The sequence below is a fragment of the Brevundimonas sp. genome, assembly GCF_050729455.1.
Taxonomy (GTDB): domain Bacteria; phylum Pseudomonadota; class Alphaproteobacteria; order Caulobacterales; family Caulobacteraceae; genus Brevundimonas.
In genome coordinates, this window is record NZ_JBOHLI010000073.1 from 1 (window position 1) to 10965 (window position 10965).

General features: G+C 68.5%; 11 protein-coding genes. 2 read left to right on the top strand and 9 right to left on the bottom strand.

Features of this window, described 5'->3' with window-relative positions; genetic code table 11:
• Positions 1-73: 73 nt before the first annotated feature.
• Both grpE and hrcA read right to left on the bottom strand, forming a co-directional pair.
• Complete coding sequence (gene grpE, locus ACREEF_RS14490) at positions 74-658, bottom strand: nucleotide exchange factor GrpE (protein ID WP_431566284.1); 585 nt, start codon at positions 656-658, stop codon at positions 74-76.
• A 41-nt stretch (positions 659-699) separates the two neighbouring features.
• Entirely contained in the window at positions 700-1788 is a 1089-nt protein-coding gene (gene hrcA, locus ACREEF_RS14495; protein WP_431566285.1) for a heat-inducible transcriptional repressor HrcA, read from the bottom strand.
• A 50-nt stretch (positions 1789-1838) separates the two neighbouring features.
• Here hrcA and rph point away from each other — a divergent pair, with 50 nt between their 5' ends.
• The gene (gene rph, locus ACREEF_RS14500; protein WP_404621732.1) at positions 1839-2555 is read left to right on the top strand and encodes a ribonuclease PH; all 717 of its coding nucleotides are present in this window, start codon (positions 1839-1841) and stop codon (positions 2553-2555) included.
• A gap of 67 nt (positions 2556-2622) precedes the next feature.
• The gene (locus ACREEF_RS14505) at positions 2623-3093 is read left to right on the top strand and encodes a hypothetical protein (protein WP_431566277.1); all 471 of its coding nucleotides are present in this window, start codon (positions 2623-2625) and stop codon (positions 3091-3093) included.
• A 132-nt stretch (positions 3094-3225) separates the two neighbouring features.
• Here ACREEF_RS14505 and pnp read toward each other — a convergent pair whose 3' ends face one another.
• The 7 genes from pnp to infB all read right to left on the bottom strand — a co-directional run.
• Positions 3226-5460 (bottom strand): polyribonucleotide nucleotidyltransferase, encoded by a 2235-nt coding sequence (gene pnp / locus ACREEF_RS14510; protein ID WP_431566278.1) that lies wholly within the window; start codon positions 5458-5460, stop codon positions 3226-3228.
• Positions 5461-5757: 297 nt separating this feature from the next.
• The gene (gene rpsO, locus ACREEF_RS14515; RefSeq protein ID WP_207824097.1) at positions 5758-6027 is read right to left on the bottom strand and encodes a 30S ribosomal protein S15; all 270 of its coding nucleotides are present in this window, start codon (positions 6025-6027) and stop codon (positions 5758-5760) included.
• A gap of 47 nt (positions 6028-6074) precedes the next feature.
• Positions 6075-7007 carry a tRNA pseudouridine(55) synthase TruB gene (gene truB, locus ACREEF_RS14520; RefSeq protein ID WP_431566279.1) on the bottom strand — a complete coding sequence of 311 codons (933 nt, stop codon included), beginning with the start codon at positions 7005-7007 and terminating at the stop codon, positions 6075-6077.
• A gap of 3 nt (positions 7008-7010) precedes the next feature.
• Positions 7011-7463, bottom strand: a complete 453-nt coding sequence (gene rbfA / locus ACREEF_RS14525; RefSeq protein WP_431566280.1) for a 30S ribosome-binding factor RbfA — start codon at positions 7461-7463, stop codon at positions 7011-7013.
• Between the two features lie 63 nt (positions 7464-7526).
• Positions 7527-8231, bottom strand: coding sequence for a DUF2459 domain-containing protein (locus tag ACREEF_RS14530; RefSeq protein WP_431566281.1), 705 nt, complete (start codon positions 8229-8231; stop codon positions 7527-7529).
• A 7-nt stretch (positions 8232-8238) separates the two neighbouring features.
• Positions 8239-8898 (bottom strand): hypothetical protein, encoded by a 660-nt coding sequence (locus tag ACREEF_RS14535; RefSeq protein ID WP_431566282.1) that lies wholly within the window; start codon positions 8896-8898, stop codon positions 8239-8241.
• 11 nt (positions 8899-8909) lie between these two features.
• The coding region (gene infB / locus ACREEF_RS14540) for a translation initiation factor IF-2 (protein WP_431566283.1) at positions 8910-10965 on the bottom strand (2056 nt) is incomplete at its 5' end.

Below are 10965 nucleotides of genomic sequence, written 5' to 3' on the forward strand. Positions count from 1 at the left end.
GGAATAGTTGGTGGACAAAAAAACGGCCCGGAGCGTCTGCCCCGGGCCGTCGTCGTTTCAGTTCAGGAAAGGCTCAAGCCTTGGCGTCGAAATTCCCGCCGGTCGTATTGGCTTCCGAATAGGCGCCGCCCGAGGCCGGGCCCGAGCCCTTGGCCGCGACCACCACCATGGCGGCGCGCACGGTGCGGCCGAACAGGGCGTAGCCCGGTTGCAGGGTCTGGATCACCGTGCCGCCCGGCACGCTGTCCGACGGCTGTTCCATCACGGCCTGATGCAGGTGCGGATCGAAGGCCTCGCCCGGCTCGGGCGCGACGCGGGTCAGGCCGTTGGATTCAAAGGCCGACAGCAGCGACTTCTGCGTCAGCTCCAGCCCCGTGACCATGGCGGCGGCGGGGCCCTCGGCGTCCTTGGGCGCCGTCGCCAGACCACGCTCCAGGGTGTCGGCCACGCCCAGCAGGTCCTTGGCGAAGCGCTGGATGGCGTAGGCGCGGGCGTCGTTGGCCTGGGTCTCGGCGCGGCGCTTGATGTTCTCGGCGTCGGCCACAGCGCGCAGGGCGCGGTCCTTCCACTGGTCGCGCTCGGCGATCAGGGCGTCGACCACGGCCATGTCGCCGTCGTCCGCGCCTTCGGCTGCGGCGTCGATGGCGGACTCCCCCATGTCCTGCTCGAGTTGGTCCCGGGTCTCGTCGTTGATGTCGTTCACGTCTCTTGTCCGTCCAGAATCCGACCCAGCACCCGGGCGGTATAGTCCACCAACGGGATGACACGGGCATAGTTCAGTCTTGCAGGGCCGATGACGCCGATGGCGCCCAGCATCCGCTGCCGGCCCGTCATATAGGGCGCCGCGATCACGGCGGAACCCGAAAGCGAAAACAAGCGTGTTTCGGCGCCGATGAAGATGCGCACGCCCTGCGCCGCCCCGACCCCGTCCAGCAGGCCGATCAGCTGTTCCTTCTGCTCCAGATCGTCGAACAGGACGCGCACCCGCTCCAGATCCTCGAGGGCTTCCGCGTCCTGCAGCAGGTTGGCGCGGCCGCGCACGATCAAGGCCCGGTCGCGCTCGCCGCCGCCGGACCAGGCGGCCAGACCGTCCTCGACCAGACGGGCGGCGGCGGCGTCCAGCTCGCGTCGGGCGGCGTCCAGTTCGGCGCTCATCTCGGTGCGGGCCTCGGCCAGGGGGCGCCCCTTCAGCCGGGCGTTGAGGAAGTTGGAGGCCTCGCTCAGCGTCGAGGGCGTCACCCCCGCCGACAGGGGCATCAGCCGGTTCTCGACCGTGCCGTCGTCCCCGACCAGCACCGCCAGGGCCTGATCGTGGCCCAGGGCCACGAACTCGACGTGCTTGACCCCCGCGTCGCGCACCGGGCTGGCGACGATGCCCGCCCCCCCGGCCAGACCGGACAGCAGGTTGGTGGCGGCGTCCAGCGCCTCCTCGAAGTTGCGGCCCTTCCCGGCCAGCCGCGCGTCGATCTCGCGCCGCTCGTCCTGACCGATGTCGCCGACCTCCAGCAGGCCGTCGACGAACAGGCGCAGCCCCGCGTGCGTCGGCACCCGCCCGGCCGAGGTGTGGGGCGAGGCCAGCAGGCCCGCCAGGGTCAGGTCCTGCATGGTGTTGCGGATCGAGGCCGGCGACAGGGCCAGCCCGCCGCGCGAAATGGTGCGCGACCCGACCGGTTCGCCCGTCTCCAGATAGGTCTCGACGATGCGGCGGAAGATGTCGCGCGCGCGCGCGTCCAGCGTCCCCAGGCCAGCGGGGGCGCTTCCGAACGGCGACGGATGGGGGGCATACAGGCTCACGCTTTCAGGATAAGCACGCCCTGCTCTGGTTCCAAGGAAATCCCATGCGCCCGTCTGAACGCACCCCCGAACAACTCCGCGCCGTCACGCTGGAGACCGGCGTCAACCGCTACGCCGAGGGCTCGTGCCTGGTCACCTTCGGCCACACCAAGGTCCTGTGCACCGCCTCGGTCGAGGAGAAGGTGCCGGGCTGGATGCGCAACACCGGCCAGGGCTGGGTCACCGCCGAGTACGGCATGCTGCCCCGCGCCACCCACACGCGCGGCCGTCGCGAAGCCGCCGCCGGCAAGCAGTCGGGCCGCACCCAGGAAATCCAGCGCCTGATCGGCCGCTCGCTGCGCGCCGTGGTCGACCTCAAGGCCCTGGGCGAGCGTCAGGTCCTGATCGACTGCGACGTCATCCAGGCCGACGGCGGCACCCGCACCGCCTCGATCACCGGCGCCTGGGTCGCCATGGCCACGGCCCTGAACTACCTCAAGGACGAGGGCGTGCTGAAGGCCGATCCCATCATCGATCAGGTCGCGGCCGTGTCGTGCGGCATCTTCAACGACCTGCCCGTGCTGGACCTCGACTATGAGGAAGACTCCACCGCCGAGGCCGATTCCAACTTCGTCCTGACCGGCGCCGGCGGCATCGTCGAGATCCAGGCCACGGGCGAGAAGCGCGGCTTCTCGCGCCCCGAGTTCGACCGCCTGTTCGAACTGGCCGGGATCGGCTGCGCCGAGCTATTCGCCCTGCAACGCGCGGCTCTGGGTCGCTAAGCACCAAGGACTAGGCCGCGAGGGCCGATCGGCGCATGGTGGGATCTTCTGCGAACGGAGATACCCCATGCGTTCCGCCCTCGCCGCCTCCCTTCTGGCCCTGTCGGCCGCGCTTCTGACGGGGTGCGGCCAGCCGCAGCCCGCGCCCGCCGAGAGGCCGTCGCCCGCCCCTGTCGACACACAGCTGTCGCAGGAGCCGATCGACGCCGTGCCGCTCAAGGACGCCCCTGCGCCCGTCGCGCCGCCCAAGCTCAAGACCGAACCAAAGCCTGAAGCCGTCGCGCCCGAACCGGCGACGGAACCCGCCGCGCCGACCGTCACGCCAGCCGCCACGCCCGTCGGCGAACCCGGCTCCTGCCTGGCCGAGATCGGCGAGGCCCGCTCGAAACGTCTGGTCCAGCGCTGTATCAAGGTCAGCCCCGCCACCCATCCGCCCTGCCACAACGCCAACCCCTGCGACATGATCCAGGGCGAGATCGACCGGTCATGCGCCATGTACGAGCCGAGCGAGCAGAAGCCGAAGGAATGCGGAGCGTAGCCTTCCTCCTCCCCTTCATGGGAAGGGAGAAACTGCGCTCAAGCAGCGCGCGACCGCGTCGCGCGCGATAGCGCCCTAAGAAAAAAGGCCCCGCTGTTTCCAGCGGGGCCCTCTTCATTTCAGCCTTGAGGCTTAGTCGCGACGGCGACGGCCACGATCGCCACCGCGATCGCCGCCTTCACGCTTCGGACGACCGCCGGTGTCTTCCGACAGCGGGGCTTCACCGCGTTCAGCGCGCTCGGCGTTGATCTTGTCGGTGATGTCTTCGCCCGTGGCTTGATCCACGACTTTCATCGACAGCTTGGTCTTGCCGCGGTCGTCGAAGCCCAGGAACTTGACCTTGACCTCTTGGCCTTCCGACAGGACGTCGGCCGGGTTGGCGACGCGCTCCAGAGCGATCTGGGACACGTGGACCAGACCGTCCTTGGCGCCGAAGAAGTTCACGAAGGCGCCGAAGTCGACGACCTTGACCACCTTGCCGGTGTAGATCGCGCCCATTTCCGGCTCAGCGGCGATGGAGTTGATCCAGTTCTTGGCGGCGTCGATCTTGTCCTGGTCGTTGGCGGCGACCTTGATGGTGCCGTCATCGCCGATGTCGATCTTGGCGCCGGTCTTCTCGACGATCTCGCGGATCACCTTGCCGCCCGAACCGATCACTTCACGGATCTTGTCGACCGGGATCTTGATGGTTTCGATCTTCGGCGCGTGCTCGCCCAGCTCGGCGCGCGGAGCGTCCATGGCCTTCGACATTTCGTCGAGGATGTGCAGACGACCGGCCGAAGCCTGCGTCAGAGCCTGCTCCATGATCTCCTTGGTGATGCCGGCGACCTTGATGTCCATCTGAAGGCTGGTGATGCCTTCCGAGGTGCCCGCGACCTTGAAGTCCATGTCGCCCAGGTGATCTTCGTCACCCAGGATGTCGGACAGGATGGCGAACTCGCCCGACGGCTCCAGGATCAGACCCATGGCGATGCCCGAGACCGGACGGACCAGCGGCACGCCGGCGTCCATCAGGGCCAGCGACGAACCGCAGACCGTGGCCATCGAGGACGAGCCGTTGGACTCGGTGATCTCCGACACCAGACGGATGGTGTAGGGGAAGTCTTCCTTGGTCGGCAGCATCGGACGGATGGCGCGCCAGGCCAGCTTGCCGTGACCGATTTCGCGACGGCCGGGCGAACCCATGCGGCCGGCTTCACCCACCGAATAGGGGGGGAAGTTGTAGTGCAGCAGGAAGGACTCTTTGTAGGTGCCCTGCAGGCTGTCGATGTACTGCTCGTCCTCGCCGGTGCCGAGCGTGGCGACGACCAGGGCCTGGGTTTCGCCGCGCGTGAACAGCGACGAACCGTGGGTGCGCGGCAGGACGCCGACTTCCGAGACGATGGCGCGGACCTTGTCGAGGGCGCGACCGTCGACGCGGTGGGCGTTCTCGATGATGTCGCGACGCAGGACGTCGGCTTCGCATTCCTTGAAGGCGGCCGAGAACTTGGACGAGTCAACGCCCTCGGGGTTCTCGTCGGTCTTCACCAGGGCGGCGGCGGCGGTCTTCTTGGCCACGTCGACGCCCGAGCGGCGGTCATACTTGCCCGGGTGGGCGTAGGCGGCCTTGATGTCTTCGCCGACCAGCTTCTTGATCGAGGCGACGACGTCGGAGTGATCCTCAGCCTGGAAGTCGAACGGCTCCTTGGCGGCGTGCTCGGCCAGGTCGATGATGGCGTCGATCACCGGCTGCATGCCCGCATGCGCGAACATCAGGGCCTCGAGCATCTTCTCTTCCGACAGCTCCTTGGCTTCGGATTCGACCATCATCAGGGCGTCTTGCGTACCGGCGACGACCAGGTCCAGCGAGCTCTCGCCCATCTGGTCGACAGCGGGGTTCAGCACCAGCTCGCCGTCGATCAGGCCGACGCGCGCGGCGCCGATCGGGCCCATGAAGGGCACGCCCGAGATGGTCAGGGCGGCCGAGGCGGCGACCATGCCCAGGACGTCCGGGTCGTTCTCCATGTCGTGCTGCAGCACGGTGATGACGACCTGGGTCTCGTTCTTGAAGCCCTTGACGAACAGGGGGCGGATCGGACGGTCGATCAGGCGCGAGACCAGGGTCTCTTTCTCGCTCGGACGGCCTTCACGCTTGAAGTAGCCGCCCGGGATCTTGCCGGCGGCGAAGGTCTTTTCCTGGTAGTTGACGGTCAGCGGGAAGAAGTCCAGGCCCGGCTTGGGCTGACGGCCATAGACGACGGTGGCCAGGACCACGGTCTCGCCGTAGGTCGCCAGCACGGCGCCGTCAGCCTGACGGGCGATGCGGCCGGTTTCCAGCGTCAGCGGGCGGCCGGCCCACTCGATCGTCTTGCGTTTGATATCGAACATTTTTCTTCTTTCGTCTCCCGCGGGCGTATTCCCGGCGGGGGTGTGTGGAGCCTCGGGCTGTTCAGTCCCTCGGTCCCCGAGAACCCGGTCGCGCCATCGCGTCCGGGCGGATGGAGCAAGGACCGTCCTGGCCCTCGCGTCTGCGCCGATCTAGACCCGCGGCGCGCGGGAAGCTCACTGTCGGCGGTTCCGGGAGCGAACGACAGCCGCTCCGTCAGGAAATGCTCTAGGTGCGGAACGAGGCGCGGACGTGTCCGCCCGCGCCTCGAGAAATCTATCCGCTGCCGGTCGGCCGCCTTAGCGACGCAGGCCCAGCTTGGTGATCAGAGCGACATAACGCTCGCGATCGACCTTGGTCAGGTGGTCAAGAAGACGACGACGCTGCGAGACCATCTTCAGAAGGCCGCGACGCGAGTGGTTGTCTTTCTTGTGGGTCTTGAAGTGCTCGGTCAGGTTGGCGATGCGTTCCGAAAGGATCGCGACCTGGACCTCGGCCGAGCCGGTGTCTGCAGCCGAACGAGCGTTGTCAGCGATGACTTCGCCCTTGCGTTGAGCCGTAATCGACATCGAGAGTCTCCATGTTGGAGCCCTGTCGCGCCGCCCGAAAACGAGCGCTAGGGGAGATTGAAAACACGGTCGGGTTCTAGCCGTCCGGCCCGCATGGTGCAGAGCGCGACCAAGGTCTCTCCCACGAAGGCCGACACCGTGCGCGAACCGGCGGATAGCTGGCTCTTCAAGGTTTCAACCTGACGGGGGAGCAGAACGATCGGCCGTCCCTGCCTCAGCGAGAAGGCGTCCTGTTCCGTGACGGCCAGATCCGGGATGTCGTCCAGAGCGGTCGAAACGGGCAGCAAGCCTTCCAAGGCGGCGCCCTTATGCGCCAGATCGACGAGAAAATCCAGAGTGACCGCATTCTCGGTCGAGAACGGCCCCACCCGCTCGCGCCGCAGGGCCGAAACGTGCCCTTCGGCGCCCAGCATGGCGGCCAGGTCGCGCGCCAGCGAGCGGACATAGACGCCCTTGCCCGTGCGCATCGTGATCTCGACATGATCGGCGTCGGGGGCGTCGGTCACCGCCGCCTCATGGATCACGACCTTGCGGGTCTCCAGCTCGAACTGCACCCCGTCGCGGGCCAGGTCATAGGCGCGCTCGCCGTTGACGCGGATGGCCGAGAACTGGGGCGGCGCCTGGTCGATCTCGCCGACGAAGGCCGGCAGGGCCGCCTTCACCGCCTCGACCGAAGGGCGGACGTCCGACCGGGCGACGATCTCGCCCTCGCGGTCGATGCTGTCGGTGGAAATGCCCCAGTGGATGGTGAAGCGATAGACCTTCTCGGCGTCCATCATGAAGGGCACCGTCTTGGTCGCTTCCCCCAGGGCGATGGGCAGGATGCCCGAGGCCAGCGGGTCCAGGGTCCCGGCGTGGCCCGCCTTCTGGGCGTCGAACAGGCGCCGGACCTTGGTCACCGCCTCGGTCGAACCCATCTCGAACGGCTTGTCGAGGCAGACCCAGCCGTTGACGATCTCGCCCTTCTTCCTGCGCGCCATGGATCAGTCTTCGCCCTGATCGTCCGACGCTTCCACGTCGGCGCGCACGCGCGGGTCGTCCATCAGCCGGTCGATGTGGCTGGCGGCGTCAAAGCTCTCATCGTGGCGGAAACGCAGGTCCGGCGTGAACTTCATGTCGATGTGGCGGCCCAGCTGGCCGCGCAGGAATTTGGCGTGGGCGTTCAGCGCCTTGATGATCGCGCTTTCGTGGCCCGCCGTGACGGCGGCCTCAACGCCAGCGCCCAGGGGCTCGACGAAGCAGGTGGCGTGCTTCAGGTCCGGCGACAGCCGCACCTCGGTCACGGTGATCGACACGCCCAGCAGGGCCTCGTCGTGAATCTCCTGCTCGCGCAGCACGTCGACCAGGGCGTGACGGATCAGTTCGCCGGCGCGCAGCTGGCGCTGTGAAGGCCCCATCGGTCCGGTGGCGTTGCGGGTGTGTTGTTTGCGGCCCATGGCGCGCCTCCCTTGTTCGCTCGCCGGGGATCGGACGCCGGCTGAAAAAGCGAAGCGCGCGGTCTAGTCGCGGACGGGCTTCAAGTCCAGCTTGGCCGCGCTTTGCTCGGCGCGGGCCGCCGTCCGCATCACCTCGCCCGAGGTCACGGCGCGATAGGGGCGGATCGGCAGTCCCGCCGCCGACAGCAGCTCCGCCGTCCAGTGGTTGCACAGGTGGCCGATCCAGAAGGTCTCGCGGCTCTCGAAGAAGCGGGCGTCGTCGCCGGGCCGCGCCGCCGCCGTGATCGGACGGCCCGCCGCATCGGTCGCCAGCGAGGCCTGCACCCGCGCCCGCAAGGCCGCCGTGCCCGCCTGCGACAGCCGCAACGAACGCCGGACCTCCGGCCCGAAGCGCCGCGCGGGATCCTCCGCCTCGGGGTCTAGCATGACCACGGAGGCGTTACCCGGACGGAAGAAGGCGCGCGCCCCGTCGGGCAGCCGGTCCCGGATCGGGTTCTGATCGACATAGAAGGTCGCGTCGCCCCAGCCGATCAGCACCCAGTCCCCCGGCGCGAGGCCGACCGTCGCCTCGGCCAGCGGCCCGCCCCCCTCCACAAGGGCCGCGCGCGGCACGGCGAGGTCGGCGTGAAAGCCGTTGTCCAGCAGGTGGACGACCACACCCGCCTCATCCTGCGACGCCGGATAGAGAGCGGGATCGCCGGGCCGCGTCAGGGTCCACAGGGCCGCGACCAGACCGATCAGCGCAGCGATCAGGAACCGGCCCGGCACAGGGTCCTCAGTTCGGGCCGTAGGCCAGTGGGGCGTCCTTGGCCGGACCGGCGCCCTGTTGCGTCGCCCACTCGCCGCGATAGTCGTAGTTCAGCTGGACGCAGTGGCGATACCGGCCGTCGCTCCAGCGGCCGACGGCGTGCATGGTCATGGGACGGCCCGCCCGAACCCGGCCGATCACCACCCAGCTCTCGTCCGCGCCGGGGCACAGGGCGCGGGCCAGGCCGCGGCCGTCGCCTTCCGGCACGATGGAATAGACGCCGCTCTCGCTCGCCCCCGTCGGCAGGGCGCGGCGCACGGCGTCCGGGCCGCCGGGCGTAAAGCGGGCCGAGCCGCGCGAGGTGCTGGAAAACAGGTTGCGCACCGCCACGGCGCCGAACAGGCCGCGCTCGACCTCCAGGGTCACGCCGCGCGTCAGGGCCTGGGTCGTGCGGTCGCGCGCGTCAAAGGCCAGGAAGCGGGTGTCGGCGGCGGCAGGCCCCGCCGTGGCGGTGGAGGCGACCAGAAGAGCCGAAATCAGGAAGTGGCGGCGCATGGCGAACCCGTCGATGAACACGCCCCCCGGCGACGAGCGAACCGTAACGGGCCCTGCGGCCGCCGTGAAGCCTTGACCGGAAAAGACGAAGGGCGCGGCCCCTTGCGAGACCGCGCCCTGATGCTTCGTCAATCGAGCATACCCTAGTCCAGGGTGCGCTTGACCTCTTCGACGGTGAAGCACTCGATGTAGTCGCCTTCCTTGATGTCCTGGAAGCCCTGGAACTGCATCCCGCACTCCTGGCCCGAGGGCACCTCGTTGACCTCGTCCTTGAAGCGCTTGAGCGTGTTGAGCACGCCCAGCTCCAGCACCACCACGTCGTCGCGGATGATGCGGACGCGGGCGCCCTTGCGGACCACGCCTTCCGACACCCGGCAGCCGGCGATCTTGCCGACCTTGGTGATGTCGAAGACCTGCAGCACCTTGGCGTTGCCGAGGAAGGTTTCGCGCTGGAGCGGCGCCAGCATGCCCGAGAGCACGCCCTTCATGTCGTCCAGCAGGTCGTAGATGATCGAGTAGTAGCGGATCTCGACGCCTTCACGATCGGCCAGGTCGCGCGCCTGCTTGGACGCACGAACATTGAAGCCGAGGATCGGCGCGCCGGCCGACTTGGCCAGGTTGACGTCGCTCTCGGTGATGCCGCCGGCGCCCGAATAGACGGTGCGGGCACGGACTTCCTCGTTGCCCATCTTCTCCAGCGAGCCGACGATGGCTTCGGCCGAACCCTGCACGTCCGCCTTGATGACGACCGGCAGTTCCGAGACCTTCTTCGACTGCAGCTTCGACATCATGTCGACCAGCGACACCGAACCGCCCGAGACCTGGTTCTTCTCGCGGCGCGCACGCTCGCGATACTCGGTCAGTTCGCGGGCGCGGGCCTCGCTCTCCACCACGGCGAAGACGTCGCCAGGCGACGGCGCTTCCGACAGGCCGAGGATCTCGACCGGAACGGAGGGACCGGCGTCGGTCAGCTGGGCGTTGCGTTCGTCCAGCAGGGCGCGCGCCTTGCCCCAGGCGGAGCCGGCCACGACGATGTCGCCGCGCTTCAGCGTGCCGCGCTTGACCAGGACGGTGGCGACCGGGCCGCGGCCCTTGTCCAGCTTGGCCTCGATGACCACGCCTTCAGCCGAACGGTCCGGGTTGGCCCGCAGGTCCATGACCTCGGCCTGCAGCAGGATGGCGTTGATCAGGCCGTCGAGGTTGATGCGGTTCTTGGCCGACACCTCGATGATCTGGGTGTCGCCGCCCAGGCTTTCAGCGATGACTTCGTGCTGCAGCAGCTCGTTGACCACCTTCTGCGCGTTGGCGTCCGGCTTGTCGATCTTGTTGACCGCGACGATCAGGGGCGCGTTGGCGGCCTTGGCGTGGCGGATGGCTTCGATCGTCTGCGGCATGACGCCGTCGTCGGCGGCCACGACCAGGACCACGATGTCGGTGACGTTGGCGCCGCGCGCCCGCATCGCCGAGAAGGCGGCGTGGCCCGGGGTGTCGAGGAAGGTGACGCGTTGGCCGTCTTCCAGACGCACCTGATAGGCGCCGATGTGCTGGGTGATGCCGCCGGCTTCGCCGCCGGCGACGTCGGTCGTGCGCAGGGCGTCCAGCAGCGAGGTCTTGCCGTGGTCGACGTGACCCATGATGGCCACGACCGGAGCGCGCAGCGTGGTCGCGCCCTCGTCGTCGGCCTCGGCGATGAAGCCTTCTTCGACGTCGGATTCGGACACGCGCTTGACAGCCATGCCGAACTCTTCGGCCACCAGTTCGGCGGTGTCGGAGTCGATCACGTCGTTGATCTTCATCATCATGCCCTGACGCATCAGGAATTTGATGATGTCGACACCGCGGACGGCCATCCGGTTGGACAGCTCCTGCACGGTGATGACGTCGGGAATGACGACTTCACGCGGCCGGTTCGGCGCATCGGTCGAGCCGCCCTTGCGCTTTTCCTTCTCGCGTTCGCGGGCGCGACGGACCGAAGCCAGCGAGCGCATCCGCTCGGCGGTGTCGCCGTCGCCGGCGACCGACTGAATGGTCAGGCGGCCTTCGCGGCGCTTGGGCTCGCCGCGCGTGCGGCTGACGGCCTTGCCGGCGTCCGAGAAACGCTTGTCGCGATCATCTTCGGGACGGACGGGACGGCCGAAGCCGGCGCCGGGCGCGCGGCTGGGGCGCGCCACGTCGGGCGTGGCCGGCGGAGCGTTGGGG

What these genes read in the sequence shown, in the direction of transcription:
- grpE (WP_431566284.1), bottom strand. Translation starts at nt 658, where the DNA reads ATGGGGGAGTCCGCCATCGACGCCGCAGCCGAAGGCGCGGACGACGGC.
- rph (WP_404621732.1), top strand. Translation starts at nt 1,839, where the DNA reads ATGCGCCCGTCTGAACGCACCCCCGAACAACTCCGCGCCGTCACGCTG.
- ACREEF_RS14505 (WP_431566277.1), top strand. Translation starts at nt 2,623, where the DNA reads ATGCGTTCCGCCCTCGCCGCCTCCCTTCTGGCCCTGTCGGCCGCGCTT.
- pnp (WP_431566278.1), bottom strand. Translation starts at nt 5,460, where the DNA reads ATGTTCGATATCAAACGCAAGACGATCGAGTGGGCCGGCCGCCCGCTG.
- rpsO (WP_207824097.1), bottom strand. Translation starts at nt 6,027, where the DNA reads ATGTCGATTACGGCTCAACGCAAGGGCGAAGTCATCGCTGACAACGCT.
- truB (WP_431566279.1), bottom strand. Translation starts at nt 7,007, where the DNA reads ATGGCGCGCAGGAAGAAGGGCGAGATCGTCAACGGCTGGGTCTGCCTC.
- rbfA (WP_431566280.1), bottom strand. Translation starts at nt 7,463, where the DNA reads ATGGGCCGCAAACAACACACCCGCAACGCCACCGGACCGATGGGGCCT.